Below are 24261 nucleotides of genomic sequence, written 5' to 3'. Positions count from 1 at the left end.
GGTCAGCCCAGCAGCGCGTACACCGTCGAGGCGCGGGCGGCGGGGTCCGTGGCGCCGTCGGGGGTCAGGGTGATCTCGGCGAAGGCCATGCGGCGGCCGAGCTTCGGGAGGCGCACCTCGATCAGGACGTCGGTGCCCATGACGGGGCGGAGGAAGGACGTCGACTGCTGGACGGTCGTCATGGGCCCGTAGGCCCCGCGGGCGGCGGACACCGCGACGACGGTGGCGGTGTCGGCGGCCGCCATCATCGCCTGCCCGCTGAGCGCCCCGCCCTCCCGCGCCAGCCGGTCGGACCAGGGCAGCCGCAGCACGGTGAGGTCGCCGTCGGCCCGCTCGACGGTCAGCCCGAGGTCCAGCACCCAGGGGGCGAAGTTGTCGGCGAGGATCTTCTGCGCTTCGGCGGTGGTGAGGGTCACCCGGCCAGTGTGGCGGCCGGGGGCTGCGCGGACAACGGCGGCGCGAGGACGGCGCCATGGTGATCCGGCGGTGCGACTTCCCCGACCCGGACGGGAAGCCGGCCCACTGAAGCGGGACGGGAGCCCGATCCAGCCCGGCCGGGGGCCGGATGAAGCGGGACGGGAGCCTGATCCACAGCCCGGCCGGGGGCCGGATGAAGCTGAACGGAAGCCTGATCCACAGCCCCGCTGAGGGCCGGATGGAGCTGGACGAGAGTCCGATTCAGCCCGGTCGAGGGTTGGACGGGAGCCTGATCCACGCCCGGCCGGGGGCCGGATGGGGCTGGACGGGAGTCCGATTCAGCCCAGCCGGCGTTTGAGGCCTCCGGCCGAAGGCCGGATGCGCGTCAGCCGGCGCGGCCGCAGGCCGAACGGCACCCCCGCCCGGAGGGCGACGGGACTCCGTCCGGTCACCCCGCTGTCAGTGGCACCGCCTACCATCCTCGACCATGGACGATCTCTGGCGCTGTGGCGGCCTCCGCTGGTCGCAGGAGGCGCCCCGGTGGCGCTGGTGGCATCCCCGTGGTGGTGAGCGCAAGGGCGGGCGGCTCGCCCTCGGGGACACCGTGGCCCTCGCCGTGCCCCAGGGTGCCGTACGGGGCTGCGCCGGCGTCAGCCGGTCCGGGCGGCGGATGCCGTGTCCCGGTGAGGTCGTGATCCCGCCCGAGGCACGCCGCGACCAGTGCGAGGCGTGCGCCGCGCTCGACCGCTCGCAGTCCGTCGCCGCCGACACCGTGCCCGACGATCCGCGGCCCTACGCCGTCTATCTGGCCTGGTTCGCCCCGGGGCTGACGAAGGTCGGCATCACAGCCGCCGAGCGCGGCCGCCGGCGGCTGCTGGAGCAGGCCGCCGTCTGCTTCACGTTCCTCGGCCACGGGCCCCTGATGTCCGCCCGCCGTGCCGAGGCCGCGCTCGGGGCCGGGCTCGGCATCCCCGACCGCGTGCTCTCCGGCCGCAAGCGTGCCGCCCGCTCGAGCCTCCCGGGAAAGGCCGACCGGCTGCGCGAGCTGCGCGCCGTGTACGACGCGGCCGCCGGAGTCCGGGGCTGGCGCGACACGCTGACCCCCGCCCCGTTCGAACCGGTCGACCACGCCGCCGTGTTCGGCCTCGAGCCGACCGCCCCGCGCCCCGGCGCGAGGATCACGGCGCTCACGCCGGGGTGCGCGGTGACCGGCGAGCTGCGCGCGGTGGCGGGCGGCGACCTCTATCTGGCCACCCCCGAGGGGGAGCTGCTGCTGGACTCCCGCCTGGCGAACGCCTGGCCCCTCACCCGCCCCGGCCCCCACAGCCACTTCCCGCCGACAGCCCCCGTCGCCCGCGAACAGGCCGCGCCGGAGGGGCTGTTCTAGCCCGCAGGCCGGCCCTCACAGCCCGTCGACCTCCGGCGCCGACACATGCAGCACCTCATACCGCTCGCCCCCGCCCGGAGCCGCCCCGCCCGCCCACAGCGAGAACGCCACCACCTCCCAGGTCCGCGGATCCACCCCCACCGCCGCGCACCGCAGCCCCTCCGCCCCCGCCAGCTTCCCCAGCGCCGCCCGCTCCTCCTCCACCACCGACGCCGCGTCCTCCCCCGGGAGTACGGCCCGCGTCCGCCGCACCGCGACGTCCCCCCGCGCCCCGTACGCCGCCCCGCGCACGAACCCCGCGCCCACCCAGTGCTCCACCACCGGCCGCCCGAAGTCCCGTACGATCCCCCGGAATCCGTCGCCCCACAGGAAGCCGTTCATCCCCTCCGGCGTCCGCCACAGATAGAACGGCGCGTACTGATTCACCGGCGACCCGTCCACGCCCCGCTCCCGGACGGCGAACGCCTTCAGCCCCAGCCCCGGGAACGCGTCCGTGAGATGCCCCTTGGCCGCCACCCGCGCCCGGATGATCCCCATGTCGTAATCCGCCGGCAGCGTGATCCCGTACCGCATCGCGTGCATGTCTCCCCTAACTCCGTGCCGCCCTGATCAGACTTACCGCACCCCGCACCGCCTGCTCGAACGGCTCCGCCGAACCCGCCGCCCGCGCCAGCACGTAACCGCCCTGCACGGCCGCCGCGACGGCCGCGCCGACCGCCGCCGGATCGAGCGACGCCTCGAACTCGCCCGCTGCCCGCCCCTGTTCGACCACCGACGTCAGCCGGGCCCGCAGCCAGTCGAAGAGCTCGTCCACCGGCGCCCGCAGCTCCGCGCTCGCCACGATGTCCGGGTCCTGCGTCAGCCGCCCCACCGGACAGCCGCGCAACGCGTCCCGCTCCCGCAGCAGATACCGCTCGATCCGCTCGACGGCCGTACCGGGTCCCGCCAGATCGGCCTCCGCGGCCGACCGCATTTGCTCGGCCGTCCGCCGGATCGCCGCCAGCGCCAGGTCCTGCTTCCCGGCGAAGTGGTGGTACATGCTGCCCTGCCCCGCCCCGGCCAGCCGCTGGATGGCCTTGGGGCTCGTACCCGTGTACCCGCGCTCCCACAGGAGCTCCGAAGTGGCGTCGATCAACCGGTCCGCGGTGCTCATGGCAGCAGTGTACATACCAGTAGGTACAGAGAGGGAAGCAGTCCCGCCGTCCCCGTGTACTCCCTGGGGAGCAGACCGGGTGCCGCTGGCCGTACGACGCTTTCCGGCGCCAGAAGGACGAGCCTCGAGAGCGAAGGCACACACCGACCGCTCTCGAGGAGCTGAACGACATGAACGTCCTGGCGAACACCTGGCACGACGGCGGTCCCGGTCCGTGGATCCTGCTTTTCCCGCTGATCTGGGCGCTGGTCGTCGCCGGGTTCTTCCTGCTGCTGCGCCGCACCGTATGGCGCGGCCGCCCGCCGTGGCAGCGCACCCGCGCCCGTTACGGCGAGCACTCCCCGGTCGCCGTGCTCGGCCGCCGCTTCGCCGCCGGCGAGATCGACGAGGACGAGTACTGGCGCCGGCTGTCCGTGCTGAACGAGGAGTTCGGCACCGGGCCCAAGGACGGTGCGGCATGACCACCTCGGCCCCCGTCCTGACCTCGGCCGCGGCGCGCGTCACCGACGCCGTCAAGGTCTACGGGTCCGGCGACACCGAGGTCCGGGCGCTCGACGGGATCACCGTCGGGTTCCCGGCGGCCCGGTTCACCGCGATCATGGGCCCCTCCGGCTCCGGCAAGTCCACCCTCATGCACTGCGCGGCCGGTCTGGACACCCTGACCTCCGGCGCCGCGTACATCGGCGACACCGAACTCGGCGCGCTCGACGACCGCAGGCTCACCCTGCTGCGCCGCGACCGCGTCGGCTTCGTCTTCCAGGCGTTCAATCTGCTGCCGACACTGACCGTCGCGGAGAACATCACCCTCCCCCTGGACCTGGCGGGGGAGCGCGGCGACCCCGAGTGGATCGACGCCCTGATCGACGTCGTCGGCCTGCGCGACCGGCTGCACCACCGGCCCAGCGAGCTCTCCGGGGGCCAGCAGCAACGTGTCGCCGTGGCCCGCGCCTTCGCCGGCAGCCCCGACGTCGTGTTCGCCGACGAGCCCACCGGCAACCTCGACTCCCGCTCCGGGCAGGAGGTCCTCGGCCTGCTCGGCCGTACCGTCCGCGAGACCGGCCGTACCGTCGTCATGGTCACCCACGACCCCGTCGCGGCCGCGCACGCCGACGAGGTGGTTTTCCTGGCGGACGGCCGCCTCGTCGACCGGATGACCGCCCCCAGCGCCGAGCGCGTCCTGGACCGGATGAAGGACCTGGACCCGGGAGGAGGCCACCGGCCGTGAACGCCACCCTGCGGCTGAGCGCCGCCTCCCTGCGGGCCCACAAGAGGCGCTACTTCGGTACGTTCCTCGTGGTGCTCCTCGGGGTGTCCTTCCTCGCCGGCACCCTGGTGATGGGCGACACCCTGAAGTCCGCCTTCGACTCCATGTTCGGCCGCGCCACCTCGGGCACCGACGCGGTGGTGCGCAGCGCCGACGCGATCACCACCCCGGACGACGCCTTCGGCACCCGCGAGCCGGTCGACGCCGCGCTCGCCCGGACGATCGCCGGCCTGCCCGGCGTCGCGGCGGCCGTGCCCGGCATCGAGGGCCGCGGCCAGCTGCTCGGCGCCGACGGCGAACCGATCGGCGGCCAGGGCCCGCCGACGCTGGCCGGCAACTGGATCGCGGACCCTGACCTGAACTCGTACCAGCTCGCCGAGGGCCGGGTGCCCCGCCGGTCCGGCGAGGCCGTGATCAACCGCGGCGCCGCGAAGGCCGGCGGGCTCGAGATCGGCGACACGACGGTGCTGCGCACCCCGGACCCGGTCAGGATCACCGTCGTGGGCATCTCCACGTTCGGCGGCGAGGACGGCATGGGCCAGGTCACCTTCACCGGGCTGACCGAGACCGACGCCGCCCGCCATCTGGTCCCGGAGCCCGGCCAGGCCGCCTCCATCCGGGTCCGGGCCGACTCCGGCACCTCGCAGGACGAGCTCGTACGGACCCTGCGGCCGGCGCTGCCCGAGGGCGTCGAGGCCGTCACCGGGCAGGAGATCACCGAGGAGAACACGGACGAGATCTCCGGTGCGTTCCTGTCCGTGTTCACCCTGATGCTGCTGGTGTTCGCGGGTATCGCGCTGCTGGTGGCGACGTTCTCCATCCACAACACGTTCGCGATCGTCGTCGCCCAGCGCACCCGCGAGAACGCGCTGCTGCGGGCGCTGGGCGCCACCCGGCGCCAGGTGCTGGGCCAGACCCTGGCCGAGGCGGTCGCCGTCGGCGCCCTGGCCTCCGTCGCCGGACTCGCGGGCGGGATCGGCATCGCCGCCGGGCTGCAGGCGCTGTTCCCGGCGGTCGGCTTCCCGTTCCCGGACGGCGATCTGGTCGTCAGGGCCCTGTCGCTGGTGCTGCCGCTGGTCGTGGGCCTGGCCGTCTGTGTCGGCTCCGCGCTGCACCCGGCGGTCCTGGCCGGGCGGACGGCGCCGCTCGCGGCCCTGCGCGAGACGGCGGTCGACGTCTCGGCCGCCTCGCGGGTACGGGCCGTCGCCGGCGCCCTTGTCGCGCTCGCCGGTGTCGCGGTCACCGTCGCCGGGGTGCTGGCCGGACCGTCCACGGCGCTCACGGGGCTGGGGGCGGTCGCCGTCCTCGCCGGGTTCGTGGTGCTGGGCCCGGTGGCCGTCACGGGGGCGGTACGGGTGCTGGGCGCGCCCCTGCGGCGGATCAGCGGGCGGCTCGCCCGGCGCAACGCCCTGCGCAGCCCCCGGCGGACGGCCGCCACGGCCACCGCGCTGATGATCGGGGTCGCGGTGGTGTCCCTGTTCACCGTGTTCGCCTCCTCCCTGAAGGCGACGATGGACCAGAGCGTGTCGCGGGCCTTCGCCGGCGACGTGGCGGTCCAGGCCTCCGGGTTCGGGGCGGGCCCGAACGGCCTGAGCCCGAAGCTGGCGCCCGCGCTCGCCGCGCTGCCCGAGGTGGACACCGCGCTGGGCCTGGGCCAGGGCGTCGCACGGGTGGACGGCAGCGGCCGGGCGCTCACCGTCGCCGACCCGGCGGCCCTGGGGCGGGTGCTGGACCTGGGCACGGTCGACGGCCGCATCGACACCCTGGCCGACGACGCCGTCGCCGTCTCGCGGGACGAGGCGGACAAGCGCGGCTGGGCGGTCGGCTCCACCGCACGGTTCACCTTCACCGACGGCACGACCCGGCCGTTCACCGTGGCCGCCGTCTACGAGGAGGACGGGATCACCGGCGACTACGTCCTGTCCCGCACCGCCTGGGAGCCCCACCGGCTGCGTGACACGGACCGGGTGATCGCCGTGTCGTTCGCCCCCGGCACCGGCCGGGACGCCGGGAAGGCGGCGGTGGAGCGGGTCGCGGCACGCTACGGCAACCCCGAGGTGCAGACCCGCCAGGAGTACGCGGACAGCTCCGCGGCCGGCCTCGACATCATGCTGACCCTGGTCTACGCGCTGCTGGCCCTCGCGGTGCTCATCGCCCTGCTCGGCATCGCCAACACCCTCACCCTCGCCGTGCACGAACGCACCCGGGAGCTCGGCCTGCTCCGCGCCGTCGGACAGACCCGGGCCCAGCTGCGGGCCATGGTGCGCTGGGAGTCGGTGCTGGTGGCCGCGTTCGGCACGGCCGGCGGGCTGGTCCTGGGCGCGTTCCTCGGCTGGGCGATGGTCGAGGCCACGGCCGGCGGCACCGACAGCGCGTTCGCCGTACCGCCCGTACAGCTCACGGTCGTCGCCCTCGTCGGTGTCCTGGCCGGTGCGCTGGCCGGCTGGCGCCCGGCCCGGCGGGCGGCGCGGCTGGACGTGCTGCGGGCGATCGCCGCCGAATGACGCCGCGGGCCCGGACGGTCACACCGTCCGGGCCCGTCGCGGCCGCCGGCGGGGCTCAGCCCCAGTCCCGCGCCTTCGCCGCGCGGGTCCGGGCGGTTCGTACCGCCTCCAGGAAGTGCGGACTGCCGCCGCCGCCCAGGGTGAGCAGATAGTGGGTCCCGTTGACACTCGCGAGGGCCCGGCCGGGGCGCAGGAACCACGGCCGGCCGGCCCGTACGTTCTGCACCGGGGCGCTGTCGATCTCCTGGCCCAGACTGGTCAGCAGCTCGAGCCGCCCGTCCCGGATCCGTACCTGCCCGGCACGCGTCATCGAACGCAGCCACCGCCCGATCCGCACCCCGCGCGCGGCGAACTCGGTCTCCGCCACGACACCCCTCCTCGAAAGCCCGGCCCCCCACCTGACGTCCCCAGGAGCCCGTACCCCCGGAGTCTGCCCGCCGGCGGGCCCGCACACCAGTGCCCGTTTATGATCGGGACGGCCCCGACCGGGGCGCACGCATCAGCCCGAAGGAGCGGTGTGCAGCACACGCGAACGGGGGACGCACGGGTCACGAGCCCCGTCCACCCGGTCTGTCCGGCCCCGACGATCGACGTGGACCGCAGCGACCCGGCCTACCGGGCCTGGCTCAAGGAGTCGGTCCGCAAGGTCCAGGCGGACGCCAACCGCTCCGCCGACACCCATCTGCTGCGCTTCCCCCTCCCCGAGAGCTGGGGCATCGACCTGTATCTGAAGGACGAGTCGACGCACCCCACCGGCAGTCTGAAGCACCGGCTCGCCCGCTCGCTCTTCCTGTACGGGCTGTGCAACGGCTGGATCCGGCCGGGCAAACCGGTGATCGAGGCGTCCAGCGGCTCGACGGCCGTGTCGGAGGCCTACTTCGCGAAGCTGATCGGGGTGCCCTTCATCGCGGTGATGCCGCGCACGACCAGCAGCGCCAAGACCCGGCTGATCGAGTTCCACGGCGGCCGGTGCCATCTGGTGGACGACCCGCGGACGGTGTACGAGGTGTCGGCCCGTCTCGCCGCGGAGTCCGGCGGACATTACATGGACCAGTTCACGTACGCCGAACGGGCGACGGACTGGCGCGGCAACAACAACATCGCCGAGTCGGTGTTCGAACAGCTGCGGCTCGAGCGCTTTCCGGAGCCCGCCTGGATCGTGGCCACCGCGGGCACCGGCGGTACGTCCGCGACGATCGCGCGCTACATCCACTACAGCCAGTACGACACCCGGGTGTGTGTCGCCGACCCGGAGAACTCCTGCTTCTTCGACGGCTGGGTGACCGGTTCGAACGACGTCTCGTGCGACTCCCCGTCGCGGATCGAGGGCATCGGCCGGCCGCGGATGGAGCCCAGCTTCGTACCGAACGCGGTCGACCGGATGATGAAGGTCCCCGACGCGGCGAGTGTGGCCGCCGTCCGCGCGCTCGAGGGGGCGATCGGCCGCCGGGCCGGGGGGTCCACGGGCACCGGGCTGTGGAGCTCGCTGAAGATCGTGGCGGAGATGCTCACCCTGGGCCGCTCGGGCAGCGTGGTGACGCTGATCTGCGATCCGGGGGACCGGTATCTGGACAAGTACTACTCGGACGACTGGCTGGCCGGACAGGGCCTGGACATCCGGCCCTACGCGGCGGCCATCGACGCGTTCCTGGCCACGGGGGAGTGGCCGGACCACGCCGGGTAGCCCGCCTCAGCCGTCCGCCGCGGTGGCCTCCGTCTCCCCGGCGATCACCAGCCGGGGCAGCAGCTCCGGGATCCGGGTCCGGTCCTCGGGACCCATGCCGGAGTCGGTGACCCACACGTCCACCGCCGTCAGCGGGGCGAACGAACTGAGCCCCACCGTGCCCCACTTGGTGTGGTCGGCGACCACCACGACCTGCCGCGCCGCCCGCATCAGCTGCCGGTTCGTCTCCGCCTCCGCCAGGTTCGGCGTCGACAGACCGGCCGCGACGGACACGCCGTGCACGCCGAGGAACAGCAGGTCGAAGTGGAGCGTACGGATCGCCTGATCCGCGACGGGGCCCACCAGCGCGTCCGACGGCGTGCGCACACCGCCGGTCAGCACGACCGTGGTGCCCATGTCCTGCGCCGTGTGGAAGACGTCCGCGACCTGCACCGAGTTCGTCACCACGGTCAGCCCCGGCACCTCGAGCAGCTGCCGGGCCAGCGCGTAGGTCGTCGTACCGCCGGACAGGGCGATCGCCGCGCCCGGGACGACGAGGCGGGCCGCCGCGCGGGCTATCTCCTCCTTGGCGGAGGTCTCCAGCGCCGACTTGGCCTCGAAGCCGGGCTCATGGGTGCTGGCCTCGACCACCGGCACGGCGCCGCCGTGCACCTTCTCGACCATGCCCTGCCGGGCCAGGGCGTCCAGATCCCGGCGGACGGTCATGTCGGAGACCTTCAGCCTGCGCGTGAGCTCGTTGACCCGCACCCCGCCCCGGCGTCTGACCTCGTCGAGGATCATCGCGCGGCGCTGCTCCGCCAGCAGGTTCTGGTTGTTGTCGCTCAACGGCGCCCGTCCCATCCTCCGCGCTCCATTCGCCCGTATGTGCCCATCTTCCCACGTGTGTACGACACCGCGTGGGGTGAATGGCACTCCGGTGACGTGCGGAAACGTTCCTGCGGACAACCGGTTGTCACGATTGTGAATCGTCTCCCGCGCGCGCCGCTGCGTCCGCCGGGCCGGCGCGGAATCCTGGAGGACTGGACTACGGGGGACGCGTATGCCGATCGACGAGAAGACGACCACGACCGGGCGGCCGGACAGGAAGCGTCCGGGACCCGCGCTCGAACTGCTGGTGCACGGCGTCGGCGGGACCACACCGGAGCGGATGCTCGGTGATCCGCGCACCGTCCTGGTCACCGGGGACCGTACGGCGGGCATCTACCGCCGGCGCGACGACGAGCGGGGCGAACGAAGATCGTCCATCGCGGAGCCGGTGCCGGAGGCGTACTGCTGGTCCAATCTGACCTCCGGCAACGGCTCCCGCGCGCTGTGGCTGCTGCTCCTGCCGTTCATGGTGGCCAACCTGGCCCACTGGGCCCGCCCCTCGGCCCCCGCCGGCCACCGCGGCCAGCACGTGTACGACGTGCTGGTGCGGCTGCTGGCCCTCAGCCTGACGGTGCTGCTGGTGGGCGCCGCCGCCGAGGTGACGATGGACCTCATCGCCTGGCAGTGCGCCGGCGACACCCACTGCACGGCGAACAAGTCGTGGCTGGCCTTCATGTCGGACGGCGGCTGGTGGGCGGCCCCCGGCCGCCGGCTGGTCGTCGGCGCCACGGTGCCGGCGCTGCTCACCGGGCTGCTGTGGTGGCTGTCGCACCGCACCTGGAGCGCGTACGAGTCCGCGTCCCCGCCGCCCGGCGCGGGCACCGGCGACGGCGCGGCGTCCGGCGCCGAGCGCCCGGTGCTGTCGCTGCCCGGCTTCTGGTACGGGCGCCGCCTCGTCGCCCGGCTGCGCGCCGCGCACACCGCGGCCGGTCTGCTGACCCCGGCGAGCGCCCTGTGGGCGGCAGCGGCGGCGGCGGACTCCGGCGGCACCCTCGCCGCCCTCGGCCGGGTGCTCGCGGTGCCGCTGCTCGCCGGCTGGGCGGCCGTGGTGTACGTGGTGTGCCGCCGGGGCCGCTGCGAGGCGGAGCTCGACCGGGGCGACGACCGCTGGGCGGTGCGGACCCTGCCGGCCTTCGCGCTGGGCGTCCTGCTGCTCACCGCCGTACACACCGCCTGGTCCCGCCCGGGGTGGACCGGCGACGGACATCTGCCCGGCACCGGGCTGTTCGGGGTGCTGGCCGCGGCGCAGGGCGTGCTCATCGCCGCGCTGGCCGTCACCGCCTGGCGGCTGCAGCGCACGGCCGGGGGCGAGGCGCCCCCGGTGCTGAAGGGGCTGGCCGGTCCCGTCGTGGCGATGCTCGCGTGCGCGGTGGCCGGGGTGTTCTCCGGCGGGCTCGCGCAGCGGCTGGCGGACTGGCTGGACCGCGGCGCCACCCCCGGCGAGGGCGCCCTTGCCGGACCGCCCGTCGAACTCAGCTGGCAGGCCACCGTGATACCGCTGGTGCTGCTCACCGTGCTCGCCCTCGCCCTGCTGGCCGCCGCCCGGTCCTGGCGGCTGCGGAAGCAGATCGTGACCGAGGTGCCGGGCATGTACGCCGACGAGGACCCCAGCCCCCTGGAGCACCCCAACAAGCCCCGCACGCTCAGCATCGCGGGCGCCGTCTCCCGCGCCCAGCTCACCGACTTCGGCCCCACGGTGCTGGGCACCGCCGCGCTGATCGTGCTGCTCCTCGGCGGCGGCGCCGTCGCCGGCGCGTGGATCACCGGCGAGGTCCCCGGAGCGGCCGCCCGGGGCGGGCCCGGCCCGCTGCCGGCCCTCGCGCAGACCGGACAGGCGCTCGGCTCCTGGCTGATGGGCGCCGGCTTCGTCCTGCTGCTCACGATGGGCCGGCGCGCGTACAAGGACGCCTCCGCCCGGCGCAGCATCGGCATCCTGTGGGACGTCGGCACCTTCTGGCCGCGCGCCGCCCACCCCTTCGCCCCGCCCTGCTACGCGGAACGGGCGGTGCCCGACCTCACCTGGCGGATCACCAAGTGGACCGAGGCCCACCCCGGCGGACGCCTGGTCGTCTCCGGCCACTCGCAGGGCAGCGTCCTGGCCGCCGCCGCGGTGTGGCAGCTCGCCCCGGGGGACCGCGGCCGGGTGGCGCTGCTGACGTACGGGTCGCCGCTGCACCGGCTGTACGGGCGCTGGTTCCCCGGCTACTTCGGTCCCGGACGGCTCGCCGCCCTGCACGGCGACGTGGACACCTGGACCAACCTGTGGCGCCAGACCGACCCCATCGGCGGCCCCGTCGGGCTGCCGGACGGCCACGGCTCCGAGGTGGACCGGGGGCCGCTCAAGGACCCCCTGTGCTACGGGCGTACCGCCGAGCGCCCGCTGCCGTCGCCGATCCTCGGGCACTCCGACTACCAGGCCGACCCGGTGTTCGACGCCGAACGGCGGGAATTACTGGGGCGGCTGGCGTCCGTACCGGTGCAGCGCGGCGCGGCGGTCAGCCGACCGCCGGCAGATCCTCCGGATGCAGCAGGGTGAGCTCCTCCGTACTGGGCTCCGCCAGCTGCGCGACCCGCCCGGCATGCCGTTCGACCATCGACTCGAACGTCTGCCGGGCGGTGCGCCCGTTGCCGAACGCGGGCCCCTTCGGCAGCGCCGTGAAATGCTTCAGCAGCGCCTTGCGGGCGCCCTTGCCGAGCGTGTACTCGTGCTCGGCGGCCTGCTGCTCCACGATCCGCAGCAGCTCCTCGGGGGAGTAGTCGCCGAACGTGATGGTGCGCGAGAACCGCGACGCCACCCCCGGGTTGGTGGACAGGAACCGCGCCATCTCCGCCGTGTAGCCGGCGACGATCACCACGACCGCCTCGCGGTGGTCCTCCATCAGCTTCACCAGCGTGTCGATGGCCTCCTTGCCGAAGTCCCGCCCGCCGTCCTCCGGGGCCAGCGCGTACGCCTCGTCGATGAACAGCACGCCGCCGCGCGCCTTGTCGAACGCCTCCTGGGTACGGATCGCCGTGGAGCCGATGTGCTCGCCGACCAGATCGACCCGGGACACCTCCACCAGATGCCCGCGCTCCAGCACCCCGAGCGCGGCGAGGATCTCGCCGTAGAGCCGCGCCACCGTCGTCTTGCCCGTGCCGGGGGAGCCGGTGAAGACCAGATGGCGGCGCACCGAGGCGGCCTTCAGGCCCGCCTGCTCCCGGCGCCGGCCGACCTGGATCATGTCGGTGAGGGTGCGCACCTCGCGCTTGACGCTGTCCAGCCCGACGAGGGTGTCGAGTTCCTTCAGCACGTCCTGCGACGGACGGGCCTTTGGTACGGGCGCGGCGGCCGGCGCGGGCGTGTGCTGCGCCGGGACCTGCGCCTGCGCCGTCTGCACCCGCGCGGCCGGCTCCCGGGGGCGGGCCTCCGCGCTCTCGTCGCTGGTGCAGTCCGTGGCCGTCGGACCGTCGCCGCCGACCGCCCCGTCGAACTCGAACCCGCCGCGCGCGCACCGCTCGGTACGGCAGCGGGTCAGCGTCGTACGGCAGCCGTCGATGACGTGGAAGCCGTAGCCGGCGCTGCCGGTCACCCGGGTGTTCTGGAACGTGCCCCGGCCCTCCGCCGACACGTACACCCCGGCCTCCGCCGGGCCGGTGACCGTGCAGCCGGCGACCGTGGGGTCGGCGCCCTTGGTGACGATGACGCCGGTCTGCACGGCGTCCATCGTGCAGTCGTCCAGCCGGCCGCCGCTGCCGTGGTCGCGGAACCAGGCGCCCGTCGCGGCGTCGCGGATCCGGCAGTCGGCCAGCTCCACCGTGCCGCCGTCGCTCACCGACACCGCCGTGTTGCGCACCTGGCCGATGTCGCTGCCGGTGACCTCCGCCCGCGAGCCCCGGTCGAGGATGAAGAGGGCGTCCGGCACGTCGTGCAGCCGGCAGGCGTCGAGGCGGACCTCCGCGCCGTCGCTCACCCACACCGCCGGGTAGTCACCGGTGCTGTCGTGCAGCTCGCTCTGCTCGGCGACCACCCGGGTGCCGGGATCCCAGACGGACAGGCCGTTGCGGCCGAAGCGGCGGACCTTGCTGCGGGTCAGGGTCAGCTGCGAACGGGAGCGCAGGTCGACGGCGTTCTCCGGGATGTCGTGGATCTCGCAGCCGTCGAGGGTGAGCACCGCGTCGGTGTCCAGGGTGACGCCGTCCGCCGAGGTGCGGTGCACCGTGCAGTCGGTGAGGGAGGCCGTCGCCCGGGACGTGACGTGCACCCCGGTGCCCTTGATCTCGTACAGCTCGCAGCCGGTGGCCTCGGCGGCGCTCGCCTCCCCGGTGACGGCCAGCCCGGCGCCCGTCGCGTGATGCACCCGGCAGCGCTCCAGCCTCGGCTGCGCGCCGCCGCGGACGGCGATCCCGCTCTGCCCGGCCGCCAGCACCTCGCACTCCTCGGCCAGCCCCCCGGCGCCGCCGCTGAAACTCAGCCCCGTCCCGCCCGGGTTGTCCACCGTGCAGCGGCGGAGCACCGGGCGGGCGCCGGAGCGGACCTCGATCCCCGCCGCGGAGCGCGTGACCACCCGTACGTCCGACAGCTCCGGCGACCCCTCCTCCACCAGCAGCGCCGGCGCGGACGCGTCCTGCCCCTCGACCTGCAGCCCCTCGATCACCGCCGGTCCGCGCACCGTGAGCGCCACGCCGTCGGCGGGCGCGATCCGTACCGAACCCGGCGCCGTGGCGGGCCCGCGCAGCACGACCCGGCGCTGCACGACCACGTTCTCCCGGTAGGTGCCCGGCGCGATGGCCAGCACGTCACCGTCCCCGGCGGCCTGGAGCGCCTCGGTGAGCGAGCCGTACTCCCCGGTGCGGCGGCGCCACCGCGAATTGCCGGAATGCGTCACCTGAACGGAGCCCTGTGCCATGGTCGCGCTCTGCCCCCACTGCGTGCGTTACTGCCTTGCGTTCGGCGGTCGGTGGTCCACCGTAGCGCCTGCGGTGGGGGCCGGCCGTGACGCTTCAGTACCCGCGCCCCCCGTAGGGCTGTTGCTGGTAAGGCCGGCCGTAGGGGTCGGTGTACGACGGCTGCGGGGCCTGCGGCGCGGGCGCGGGGCGCGGCTGCACCGGGCGCATCGCCTCGTACCCCGTGGAGACCGTGCTCTGCGCGCCGGTGCCCGGGCCCAGCGCCGGGCGGGCCTGCGGCTGCTGCTGCGGGGCGTAGCGCGGGTGCTGCGCCTGCTGCGGGACGAACGGCTGCGGCGCCGGCGGCTGCGGGGCCCCCGGGAAGCCGCGCGGCGGCGTCTGCTGGGCCGGCTGCGGATACGCCTGCTGCTGCGGGTACGCCTGCTGCGGGTAGGACGGCTGCTGGGGCGCGGGAGCGGCGGGCAGGGCCGGGCGCGCGGGGGGCAGCGCGGGCAGCGAACTGCCCGTGTCGTACGAGGAGACCCGGATCGGGGCGATCTGAGGGGTACCCCGCTCGGCGACCAGGGAGTCGTAGATCGGGGTGTCCGGGAAGGAGGGAGGCGCGTAGTAGCCGCCGCCATACGTGCGGGGGGAGGTCATGACCCATAAGTTAAGCCCACCATGTACTCGTTGGGGAGACCGATAAGAGGGTTGTTTTACGTGTTCGGAGTGACCGCATGTCACCAATCCGAATGAACTTGGGGAAATCGGACCTTCCGCGGTGTTGAGATCCTGTTAAGGGCTGGTCCGGGTACCTTGTGAAACGCCCGATCGGGGGCTCGTCGCGGTCCTTTGGCAATACCGTGTGGTCCTGGGGTTCTTCCGTGGGTGAGAGGGCGTGGGGATGTCGTTGCGCAAGGGAGAGAACGCGGCGGTCGCCGTGCCGTCGGTGCGGGTGGAGCTCGGCTGGCGGCCGGGACCCGGGGTGCCGGACGTGGACGCGTCCGCGCTGCTGCTGCTGAGCAGCGGCCGGGTCCGCAGCGACGCCGACTTCGTCTTCTACAACCAGCCGGCCCACTCCTCGGGCGCCGTCCGGCACGAGGGGAAGCGGACCGGCGGCGCGCAGAGCCTCGATCTGATCGGCGTCGACCTCGGCCGGGTCGAGCCCGCGGTCGAGCGCATCGTGCTGTGCGCGTCCGCGGACGGCGGGAACTTCGGGCAGGTGCCCGGACTGCGGGTGCGGGTCCTGAACGCCGCCGGTGGCGCGGAGCTGATGAGCTACGAGGTGACGGACGCCCGCGCGGAGACCGCGTTCATCCTGGGGGAGCTGTACCGGCGCCAGGGCTCGTGGAAGTTCCGGGCCGTCGGCCAGGGCTACAACAGCGGACTGGAGGGCCTGGCTACGGACTTCGGCATCAGCGTCGACGAACCGCAGCACGCCCCGGCGCCCCCGCCGCAGCGCACGCCCCCGCCCGCGCCCGTGCGGACTCCGACGCCGACGATCGCGACGCCGGCCCCGCCGCCGTCCCCGTACGTGGCACCGACTCCGCCCCCGGCGCCCGTGCCGCACACCCCGCCGCCCGCGCCCCCGTCGCCGCCCGCGCCGACCCGGGTCACGCTCACCAAGGCCGCGCCCGCCGTCTCGCTGTCCAAGCAGGGCGGCACGACCGGCGTGATGCGGGTGAACCTCAACTGGGAGGTGCGCAAGCAGTTCAAGGGCTGGGGCTCCAAACGCGGCCGCGCCGTCGCCATGCACAACGACCTCGACCTCGACCTGTGCGCGCTGTTCGAGCTCGTCGACGGCTCCAAGGGCGTCGTCCAGGCCCTCGGCAACGCCTTCGGCTCGCTGCAGATGCCGCCGTTCATCCACCTCGACGGCGACGACCGCACCGGCGCCGTGGCCACCGGCGAGAACCTCACCATCAACCTCGACGCCACCCAGGCCTTCCGGCGCATCCTGATCTTCGTCACGATCTACGAGGGCGCCCGCAGCTTCTCCGGCCTCAACGCCACGGTCACCCTGCAGCCGCAGCACGGCGCGCCCATCGACTTCTCCCTCGACGAGTGCACCGTCCCGTCCACCGTCTGCGCGCTCGCGCTGATCACCAACAACGGCGGGGATCTGCTGGTCCAGCGCGAGGCCCGCTATCTCGTGGTGCCCCGCGGGATGAGCCCGCAGCGCACCATCGACCAGGCGTACGGCTGGGGCATGCAGTGGACCCCCGGCCGCAAGTGACCGGGGGCCGTCAGGCGTAGGTGCGGCCCTTCCAGGCCGCACCGCGCCCGCGGTAGTGCCGCACGGCGGAGTCCACCGTCATCAGCAGATACAGCACCGCCGTGAACGGCAGCAGCGGCGCGTCCCACGGCCGCAGCCCGTAGTACCGCAGCATCGGCCAGAAGCTGGCCGCCATCAGCGCCCACGCCGCACCGCCCGCCGCGAGCGCCGCCCCGGGCCCGCCCAGCAGCCCGGCCACGACCGCCAGCGGCGGCACCACGTAGATCACCAGGAGCCCCAGCACCGTCCCCGCGAGCAGCAGCGGGCTGTGCAGCAGCTGGGCGTACGCGCTGCGCGACACCATCCGCCACAGCTCCGCGAGCCGGGGATACGGGCGCACGCTGTCGACGTGGTCCGCCAGCCCCAGCCAGATCCGCCCGCCGTCGCGCTTGACCGCCCGGGCGAGGGACACGTCGTCGATCACCGCGCGGCGGATCGACTCCGGGACCCGGGACCGTACGGCCGCGTCCGTACGCAGCAGGACGCAGCCCCCGGCCGCCGCGGCGGTGCGGGCGCCGGGGTTGTTCACCCAGCGGAACGGATAGAGCTGGCCGAAGAAGTACACGAACGCCGGCACGATCAGCCGCTCCCAGCCGGTGGCCACCCGCAGCCGCGCCATCTGCGACACCATGTCGTACCCGCCAAAGCGGGCGGCGCTCACCAGCTCGCGCAGACTGTCCGGGCGGTGCGCGATGTCGGCGTCCGTCAGCAGCAGGTACTCGGCGTCCGTCCGCTCGCGGGCCAGGGCGATCCCGTGCCGCACCGCCCACAGCTTGCCCGTCCAGCCCTCCGCCGGCTCACCCGGCGAGTCCACCGTCAGCCCCGGCCCGCCGTGCTCGGCGGCCAGCCGCGCCGCCAGCTCCCCGGTGCCGTCCGTGCTGCCGTCGTCGATCAGGAAGATCCGTACCGGACCCGGATAGTCCTGGGCGAGCAGCGACGGCAGACTGTCCGGCAGGACGGCCGCCTCGTCGCGGGCCGGTACGACGACGGCCACCGCCGGCCAGTCGGCGGGCGGGGTGTGTCGCGGCAGCCGTACGTCGGTGCGCCAGAAGCCGCCCTGGCCGAGCAGCAGCCACAGCCAGCCGGCGAGCGAGGCGACGGCGGTCCAGGTGAGCCAGTCGTTGGAGGTCACGGCCGCAGTGTGCCGCAGTTTCGGGGCCGGTGGCCTCGATCATTTAAAGTGATTCCGTGCCGAACAACACCGCGCCCGTGATCGCCCTGGTCGACTCAGGCATCGGGCTGCTCGCGGCGGCCGCGGCCGTGCGCCGGCTGCGCCCCGACGCGCACCTCATTCTTTCGGGTGACCCCGACGGCATGCCGTGGGGCCCGCGGACCCCCGAGGACCTCAGCGGTCACGCCCTCGCGTGCGCCCGCGCCGCGGCCGCCTACGAGCCGGACGCCCTGATCATCGCCTGCAACACCGCCACCGTGCACGCCCTGGAGGCGACCCGGGCGGAGTTCGAGCCCCGGATCCCGGTGATCGGCACCGTCCCCGCGATCAAGCCCGCCGCGGCCGCCGGCGGCCCCGTCGCTGTCTGGGCCACCCCCGCCACCACCGGCAGCGCCTACCAGCGCGGCCTGATCACCGCCTTCGCGGGCGGCACCGACGTGACGGAGGTGCCCTGCCCGGGCCTGGCGGAGGCCGTCGAGCAGGCCGACGAGAACGCCGTGGCCGCCGCGGTGGCCGCCGCCGCCGGACAGACCCCGCGCGGGCTGCGCGCCCTGGTCCTCGGCTGCACGCACTACGAGCTCGTCGCCGAACAGATCCGCACCGCCGTCCAGCTCCCCGACGGCCTCCCCGTCGCCTTCCACGGCTCCGCCGACGCCGTCGCCGCGCAGGCCCTGCGCCGCATCGGCAGCGCGCCCCTCCCGCAGACACAGACACAGACGCAGACGCAGGCCGGTCCGTACGGCCGGCTCACGGTGATCCACAGCGGCCGCCGCGCCGAGCTGCCCGCCCAGGCGCTCGCCTACGCGGAGGGCCGGCTGCTCTCCGCCGCGTACCTGCCGGGGTGAGCCGACGGGCGTAGGCTGGCGCCATGAGGGCGCAACCCCCCGGCGACACCCCCATCCCCCTTTCCGCCCCGGCGGCCGTCTGGACCGGCAGGGCGAGAAACCGTGTCCAGTGGCCGCTGGCGGCCGTGGGCGCGGCCTGTATGGCGCTCGGTATCGAGCTGGCCGTCGAATCGCCCTTCACCTCCGGCCTCGCCCCGCTGGTGATGTCCATCGTCGGCTGTATCGCCGCCGGCGTACTGGTCCTGTTCGGCACCCTCGCGTTCGTCCATGTGGCGGTGAAGGTCGACGACCGGCATCTGGAGGTGCGCTGCGGCCACCTCGGGGTGCCGCGCCGCCGGATCCCCCTCGACCAGGTGCTGGGCGCCGAGTTCGTCACGGTGATCACACCCCGGCACTGGGGCGGCTGGGGCTACCGCTGGCGGCCCGACAAGGGCACCTGTGTGGTGGTGCGCCGCGGCGAGGGGTTCCGGCTGCGGCTGGTGGGCGATCACGTGTTCACGGTCACCGTGGACGACGCCCAGGACGCGGTGCGGGTGATCCGCGACCGGATGCGGATGCGGCCCGAGACCCCCGCGGAGACCTGAGGAGCCGTCCGCCCCGCCGCCGTAGGGTGGCCGTATGGCGACTCCCGACTTCATCCGTGAGCTGCGCGCCGGCGTGGGCAAGCAGCTGCTCTTCCTGCCCGGCATCTCCGCCGTGGTCCTCGACGACGACGGCCGCGTGCTGCTCAACCGCCGGGTGGACACCGGCCGCTGGTCGGTGCTCGGCGGGATCGCCGAGCCGGGGGAGCAGCCGGCGCTGACCGCCGCCCGCGAGGTGCTGGAGGAGACCGGGGTCCGTGTCATCCCGGAGCGGGTGGTGCTGGTCCAGGGGCTGCAGCCCGTCACGTACCCCAACGGCGACCGGTGCCAGTTCATGGACATCACCTTCCGCTGCCGCCCGGTCGGCGGCGAGGCGCGGGTGAACGACGACGAGTCCCTCGAGGTCGGCTGGTTCCCGCTGGACGAGCTGCCGGAGCTCGAGGACTTCTCCCTGGTACGGATCAAGCACGCGCAGGCCGAGGGCCCCGCCTGGTTCGAGCCGGCCGGGGAGTTCTGACGGGGCGGCCCCCGGGCGCATGGGGGGACACTCCACCGCGCCCCGGGGGATTGTGTGGCCGGTGCACATCGGCCCGCGGGGGGCGCGCTGCCTAGCCTGCCGTCATGGCGCACACCCCACCCTCCGCCCCCGAACCCACCGACCTCACGGGCCGCACCGCCCTCGTCACCGGCGCGGCCGGCGGCATCGGCCGGGCCTGCGCGCTGCGGCTGGCCGCCGCCGGCGCGAAGGTCCGCGCCGTGGATCTGGACGCGGACGGCCTCGACGCCCTCACGTCCGCCGCCGCCGGCCTGCCCGGCGCCGTCGTGGCGCAGCCCCTGGACCTCACCGACCTCGACGCCGCCGAACAGGCCGCGGCCGGCACCGACATCCTGGTGAACAACGCCGGCCTGCAACTGGTCAGCCCCCTCGAGCAGTTCCCGCCGCAGACCTTCGCGCGGATCCTCACGGTGATGCTCGAGGCCCCGTTCCGGCTGATCCGCGGCGCCCTGCCGCACATGTACGGGCAGGGGTGGGGGCGCGTCGTCAACATCTCCTCCGTGCACGGGCTGCGCGCCTCCGCGTACAAGTCCGCCTACGTCGCCGCCAAGCACGGTCTGGAGGGACTGTCCAAGGTCACCGCGCTGGAGGGGGCGGCCCACGGGGTGACGTCCAACTGCGTCTGCCCCGGATACGTCCGCACCCCGCTGGTCGAGCGGCAGATCGAGGGCCAGGCCGCCGCGCACGGCATCCCCGCCGAACGGGTCGTCGCCGAGGTGCTGCTGGCCGACACCGCCGTCAAACGGCTCATCGAGCCCGTCGAGGTGGCCGACGCCGTGGCCTACCTCTGCGGCCCGCGGACGTCGTTCGTCACCGGAACGTCGCTGGTCATGGACGGGGGCTGGACGGCCCACTGACCGGGCGTACCCGGAACCCCGACATCTGTTTCCGCAGATAAGTCAGGGCGATTGCCCCCCCTGGTAATTTCTGGCGAAAGTGCCCTTTCGCTCGTCCAGGAGGCCGGGATGGTCCAGTCACGCCCCGAGAAACGCTTACGCCGCGCCCTGCTCGCCGCGGTCCTGTCCCTCGGCTTCCTCGCCGCGGGCTCGGGCGCCGCGACCGGCACCGACGCCGGGCTCACCACCCTGTGTCAGGCGCCGCGCGACACCCACGGCCGGGAGCGCACCGTACACGTCCCGGAGCAGACCGCCGGCCGGCTGCTGCGCACCACCCGCTCCTACCGGGGGCCGTGCGCGGAGTACGGCACCGCGATCCCGCGCGGCGACGGCTTCCTCCGGGGCTACACCCAGCGGTCCGGTCACCGCCCGGTGGCGATGGGCGTCACCTTCACGCCCGCCACCCTGCGGAATCTGCCGACCGCGGTCAGCGACGGCACGTACTGCTTCGACAAGGACGGCGACGGCCGGCTCGACCTCCACACGGAGTGCGCCGTCGGGCACGAGGGCGTCCTCGACATGCCCGAGGCGTTCCTGGAGAACGTGGACACCCCGTTCAACTGGTCGCTGACCAACTACAACCCCATGGGGCACATCCCGCCCGGGGTCTACGACGTCCCGCACTTCGACGTCCACTTCTATATCCAGTCCCTTGCCGGCCGTAACGCCATTCGGACCGGCCCCTGCCCGGTCGTGACCGACTGCGACGACTACGCGCGCGCCAAGATCCCGGTGCCCGGGCGCTACGTCGACCCCGTCTTCAAGGACCTCGACGCGGTCGAGCCCGCCATGGGCAACCACCTCATCGACGACACCGCGCCCGAGTTCCACGGCGTGCCCTTCACCCACACCTGGATCTACGGCGCCTACGACGGCGAGGTCTCCTTCTACGAGGCGATGATCACCACCAAGTGGTTCGAGGACCTGCGCACGGGCGCCGTCGCCGACCGCTGCGTGCCGTTCAGGCAGCCGCGTGCCTGGCGGATCGCGGGCTGGTATCCGACCACGTACTGCATGGAGTACCGGGAGAACCGGAACGACTACGTCGTCTCCATGAACGACTGGGTGTACCGCACGGCGTCCTGAGGATGTCCGGGCCGTGGCGCGACGGTCGTACGCGACTCCCCGCGCACGGCCCGTCCGTCCACGGATCCGAGGGGACCGCATCCGGCCAATTTCTTGACGCGTACCTGACAGTAAGTCTCGTTCGTGGGATGGTCCATGACAGGCCCGGTCCGCACCACCCACAGCGGACCCGGGTACGGCTCTGCCCCCACAAGAGCGGCATGAAGGAGTGACATGAGGCTCACCACCAAACTGTCCTGCGTCACGGCCCTGGTCGTCGCGGTCACCGCCGGCGCGTCCACCGCGGCGAGTGCCGGTGCCCAGGCGCTGCTGGTCGACGGCTCGATCACGGCCGCGGGCAGCACCTGCAGCTGGACGAACGCCACCGCCACCGCGGACCCGCCGGCCACCCTGACGATCGCCGCGGCCTCCGTCAACAGCAGCGTCAGTTGTACGGGCGGTGCCAGTGCCACCCTCAACAACAGCCCGACGCTGGTTTTCGACGACGCGGCCGGCACCGCGACGTCCGACCTCATCGACATCACGGTGCGCCAGAGCTTCCTCTCGTGCAGCTACCGGGCCACGAACGCCGGCTGGACCCGCAGCGGCACCACCCGCGCGTACACGAACCAGGCGTTCACCGCGCGCAAGAGCGGCGGCAGCTTCCTGTGCCCGGGCTCGATATCGGCCCCCGCCGGCTCCGCCTCGCTCACCTTCCACTGAGCCCCCCGCAGGGCCCGCGCCGCCGCCGGCAGCTCCGTGCCGGCGGCGGCGCCCGTGTGCGCGCGGGACCTGCGGCCCCGGGGTCGCGGGAGCACCGCCTACAATGTGATCAGGCAGCGTCTATGCCGTGTCGACGCGGATATGGGTCTCGCCTCCCCACAGCATGAGCGGGCCCGTATCCGGGGCCCGGCTTCCCGGCCTTCGCTTGTGCTCTCCACCAGGGCCAAGGAAGGCACCCAGCACCATGACCGAAACCCCGCGCCGCCGGCGCGCGCCCCGACGCCCCACGACCGGGAAGCGGACCGCCGCGGCCAAGCGGCCGGCCCCCGCGACCGGCGGGGACTTCGCCGTCCCCGAGCCGCGGGTGCCCGCGCTGCCTCCCGTCGCCGCGTTCGCGGACCTCGAGCTGCCCGGCGGACTCCTCGCCACCCTCGGCGAGCAGGGCGTCACCGAGCCCTTCCCGATCCAGGCCGCCACCCTGCCCAACGCCCTCGCCGGCCGCGACGTGCTGGGCCGGGGCCGTACCGGCTCCGGCAAGACGCTGGCGTTCGGCCTCGCCGTCCTGGCCCGCCTCGCCGGACAGCGGGCCGAGCCCAGGGCGCCGCTGGCGCTGGTGCTGGTGCCCACGCGCGAGCTCGCCCAGCAGGTCACCGACGCCCTCACCCCGTACGCGCAGTCCGTGAGCCTGCGGCTGGCCACCGTGGTGGGCGGTATGTCGATCACCCGGCAGGCCGCGGCGCTCCGGCGCGGCGCGGAGGTGCTGGTGGCCACGCCCGGCCGGCTGGCGGACCTCATCGAGCGCGGCGACTGCGACCTCGCCCAGGTCGGCGTCACGGTGCTGGACGAGGCCGACCAGATGGCCGACATGGGCTTCCTGCCGCAGGTCACCCGGCTGCTGAAGCAGGTGCGCCCGGACGGCCAGCGGCTGCTGTTCTCCGCGACACTGGACCGTAACGTCGACCGGCTGGTCACCCAGTTCCTCACCGACCCGGTCGCGCACTCCGTGGACCCGTCGGCCGGTGCCGTGACGACCATGGAGCACCACGTGCTGTACGTGGCCGACGCGACGGAGAAGCGGGCGGTGGCCACCCGGATCGCGGCCCGCGACGGCCGGGTGATCCTCTTCCTGCACACCAAGCGGGCCGTGGACCGGTTCACCAAGCGGCTGCTGGCCAGCGGCGTACGGGCGTCCGGACTGCACGGCGGCCGGTCCCAGCCGCAGCGCAACCGGACCCTGGACCAGTTCAAGACCGGCCAGGTCAGCGCGCTCGTCGCCACCAACGTCGCCGCCCGCGGCATCCACATCGACGACCTCGACCTGGTCGTGAACGTCGATCCGCCGATGGACCACAAGGACTATCTGCACCGCGGCGGCCGCACCGCGCGCGCCGGCGAGTCCGGCAGCGTGGTGACCCTCGTCCTGCCCGAGGAGAAGCGCGAGGTCGGCAAGCTGATGGCGGACGCCGGCATCCGGCCCCGGGCGCTGCAGGTGAAGTCCACGGACGAGGAGCTGGCCCGGCTGACCGGCGCCCGTGAGCCGTCCGGCACGGCCGTCGTCATCGAGGTGCCGCAGCAGCCCGCCGCCCGGCCGAAGGCCCGTCCGGCGTCCCGCTCCCGCCGGCGGCCGGCGGCGGCCGGGACGGGCGCGGCGCCCGCGAAGCGGACGGGCGGGGGCGGCGGGAAGACCGCCGGCTCCGGGCAGAAGACCGCGCAGGCCGCCGGGCGGAAGAAGACCGACCGCAACCCGGCGGGCAAGACCGGGCAGAACCCCGCGCGCAAGACGGCGCAGTCCTCCGCCCGCAAGACCTCCGGAGCCCCGCAGCGCCGCCGTACGTCGCCGGGCCGCTGAGCCGGCGGCGGGCGTCGGACCTCCCGCTCTGGCGGTGCGGGCCCCCTGCGTGGTAAGCAGATCGCTGAATCAGGTGACAACGCAGGAAAACCGGGGTTGTCGGGTGGGCGTGTCGACGTCGTGGGACGCTGCGTCCCCCGACCCGGCGCCGGAGGGGAGCC

22 protein-coding genes are annotated in these 24261 nt (G+C 74.2%); 14 read left to right on the top strand and 8 right to left on the bottom strand.

Annotation, left to right across the window (positions count from 1 at the left end):
• Positions 1–2: 2 nt before the first annotated feature.
• Positions 3–416, bottom strand: coding sequence for a PaaI family thioesterase (locus tag SRB5_RS09160; protein WP_323377358.1), 414 nt, complete (start codon positions 414–416; stop codon positions 3–5).
• A gap of 488 nt (positions 417–904) precedes the next feature.
• Here SRB5_RS09160 and SRB5_RS09155 point away from each other — a divergent pair, with 488 nt between their 5' ends.
• Positions 905–1804: a DUF2797 domain-containing protein gene (locus SRB5_RS09155; RefSeq protein ID WP_153450991.1), complete on the top strand. Its 900-nt coding sequence runs from the start codon at positions 905–907 to the stop codon at positions 1802–1804.
• 15 nt (positions 1805–1819) lie between these two features.
• Here the strand turns inward: SRB5_RS09155 and SRB5_RS09150 are convergent, their stop codons facing one another.
• Together SRB5_RS09150 and SRB5_RS09145 are read right to left on the bottom strand one after the other, a co-directional pair.
• The gene (locus tag SRB5_RS09150) at positions 1820–2386 is read right to left on the bottom strand and encodes a DUF4865 family protein (RefSeq protein ID WP_153450990.1); all 567 of its coding nucleotides are present in this window, start codon (positions 2384–2386) and stop codon (positions 1820–1822) included.
• A gap of 7 nt (positions 2387–2393) precedes the next feature.
• Positions 2394–2957: a TetR/AcrR family transcriptional regulator gene (locus SRB5_RS09145; RefSeq protein ID WP_228389921.1), complete on the bottom strand. Its 564-nt coding sequence runs from the start codon at positions 2955–2957 to the stop codon at positions 2394–2396.
• A gap of 170 nt (positions 2958–3127) precedes the next feature.
• Between SRB5_RS09145 and SRB5_RS09140 the strand changes: the two genes are divergently transcribed.
• From SRB5_RS09140 to SRB5_RS09130, 3 genes are read left to right on the top strand one after another with little or no spacing between them, the layout of a single operon-like run.
• The gene (locus SRB5_RS09140; RefSeq protein ID WP_153450988.1) at positions 3128–3418 is read left to right on the top strand and encodes an SHOCT domain-containing protein; all 291 of its coding nucleotides are present in this window, start codon (positions 3128–3130) and stop codon (positions 3416–3418) included.
• Positions 3415–4182, top strand: coding sequence for an ABC transporter ATP-binding protein (locus tag SRB5_RS09135; protein WP_153450987.1), 768 nt, complete (start codon positions 3415–3417; stop codon positions 4180–4182). Before SRB5_RS09140 ends, SRB5_RS09135 begins: the two co-directional genes overlap by 4 nt.
• Entirely contained in the window at positions 4179–6725 is a 2547-nt protein-coding gene (locus SRB5_RS09130; protein WP_323377356.1) for an ABC transporter permease, read from the top strand. Before SRB5_RS09135 ends, SRB5_RS09130 begins: the two co-directional genes overlap by 4 nt.
• Positions 6726–6780: 55 nt before the next feature.
• Here the strand turns inward: SRB5_RS09130 and SRB5_RS09125 are convergent, their stop codons facing one another.
• Entirely contained in the window at positions 6781–7092 is a 312-nt protein-coding gene (locus tag SRB5_RS09125; protein ID WP_323377354.1) for a hypothetical protein, read from the bottom strand.
• Positions 7093–7191: 99 nt separating this feature from the next.
• On the opposite strand from SRB5_RS09125, the gene SRB5_RS09120 reads away from it, so the two are divergent.
• The gene (locus tag SRB5_RS09120) at positions 7192–8409 is read left to right on the top strand and encodes a PLP-dependent cysteine synthase family protein (protein WP_153450986.1); all 1218 of its coding nucleotides are present in this window, start codon (positions 7192–7194) and stop codon (positions 8407–8409) included.
• Positions 8410–8415: 6 nt separating this feature from the next.
• Here SRB5_RS09120 and SRB5_RS09115 read toward each other — a convergent pair whose 3' ends face one another.
• Positions 8416–9249 (bottom strand): DeoR/GlpR family DNA-binding transcription regulator, encoded by an 834-nt coding sequence (locus SRB5_RS09115; protein ID WP_194292883.1) that lies wholly within the window; start codon positions 9247–9249, stop codon positions 8416–8418.
• Between the two features lie 199 nt (positions 9250–9448).
• Here SRB5_RS09115 and SRB5_RS09110 point away from each other — a divergent pair, with 199 nt between their 5' ends.
• Positions 9449–11812 carry a hypothetical protein gene (locus SRB5_RS09110; protein WP_153450984.1) on the top strand — a complete coding sequence of 788 codons (2364 nt, stop codon included), beginning with the start codon at positions 9449–9451 and terminating at the stop codon, positions 11810–11812.
• Here the strand turns inward: SRB5_RS09110 and SRB5_RS09105 are convergent.
• On the bottom strand, positions 11772–14162 hold the full coding sequence (locus tag SRB5_RS09105) for a right-handed parallel beta-helix repeat-containing protein (protein ID WP_153450983.1): 2391 nt from the start codon (positions 14160–14162) through the stop codon (positions 11772–11774). The genes SRB5_RS09110 and SRB5_RS09105 overlap by 41 nt on opposite strands.
• A gap of 94 nt (positions 14163–14256) precedes the next feature.
• A complete protein-coding gene (locus tag SRB5_RS09100; protein ID WP_153450982.1) occupies positions 14257–14799 on the bottom strand; it encodes a DUF6643 family protein in 543 nt (180 codons plus the stop codon).
• 244 nt (positions 14800–15043) lie between these two features.
• Here SRB5_RS09100 and SRB5_RS09095 point away from each other — a divergent pair, with 244 nt between their 5' ends.
• Positions 15044–16375: a TerD family protein gene (locus SRB5_RS09095; RefSeq protein WP_153450981.1), complete on the top strand. Its 1332-nt coding sequence runs from the start codon at positions 15044–15046 to the stop codon at positions 16373–16375.
• A gap of 10 nt (positions 16376–16385) precedes the next feature.
• Here SRB5_RS09095 and SRB5_RS09090 read toward each other — a convergent pair whose 3' ends face one another.
• Positions 16386–17546: a glycosyltransferase gene (locus SRB5_RS09090; RefSeq protein WP_323377352.1), complete on the bottom strand. Its 1161-nt coding sequence runs from the start codon at positions 17544–17546 to the stop codon at positions 16386–16388.
• Positions 17547–17602: 56 nt separating this feature from the next.
• Between SRB5_RS09090 and SRB5_RS09085 the strand changes: the two genes are divergently transcribed.
• The 7 genes from SRB5_RS09085 to SRB5_RS09055 all read left to right on the top strand — a co-directional run bounded on the left by SRB5_RS09085 (position 17603) and on the right by SRB5_RS09055 (position 24100).
• Positions 17603–18430 (top strand): glutamate racemase, encoded by an 828-nt coding sequence (locus SRB5_RS09085; RefSeq protein WP_323377350.1) that lies wholly within the window; start codon positions 17603–17605, stop codon positions 18428–18430.
• A gap of 23 nt (positions 18431–18453) precedes the next feature.
• Positions 18454–19014, top strand: a complete 561-nt coding sequence (locus SRB5_RS09080) for a hypothetical protein (RefSeq protein WP_153450979.1) — start codon at positions 18454–18456, stop codon at positions 19012–19014.
• Positions 19015–19048: 34 nt separating this feature from the next.
• On the top strand, positions 19049–19528 hold the full coding sequence (locus SRB5_RS09075; RefSeq protein ID WP_153450978.1) for an NUDIX hydrolase: 480 nt from the start codon (positions 19049–19051) through the stop codon (positions 19526–19528).
• Between the two features lie 104 nt (positions 19529–19632).
• Positions 19633–20424: a 3-hydroxybutyrate dehydrogenase gene (locus tag SRB5_RS09070; RefSeq protein ID WP_153450977.1), complete on the top strand. Its 792-nt coding sequence runs from the start codon at positions 19633–19635 to the stop codon at positions 20422–20424.
• A 108-nt stretch (positions 20425–20532) separates the two neighbouring features.
• Positions 20533–21549, top strand: coding sequence for a hypothetical protein (locus tag SRB5_RS09065; RefSeq protein WP_153450976.1), 1017 nt, complete (start codon positions 20533–20535; stop codon positions 21547–21549).
• 213 nt (positions 21550–21762) lie between these two features.
• On the top strand, positions 21763–22251 hold the full coding sequence (locus SRB5_RS09060; protein WP_153450975.1) for a hypothetical protein: 489 nt from the start codon (positions 21763–21765) through the stop codon (positions 22249–22251).
• 163 nt (positions 22252–22414) lie between these two features.
• Positions 22415–24100: a DEAD/DEAH box helicase gene (locus SRB5_RS09055; RefSeq protein ID WP_456114907.1), complete on the top strand. Its 1686-nt coding sequence runs from the start codon at positions 22415–22417 to the stop codon at positions 24098–24100.
• Positions 24101–24261: the final 161 nt, after the last annotated feature.

Source organism: Streptomyces smaragdinus, from assembly GCF_009604385.1.
Classification (GTDB): Bacteria; Actinomycetota; Actinomycetes; order Streptomycetales; family Streptomycetaceae; genus Streptomyces; species Streptomyces smaragdinus.
This window is presented reverse-complemented; position numbering and strand designations above follow the sequence as displayed.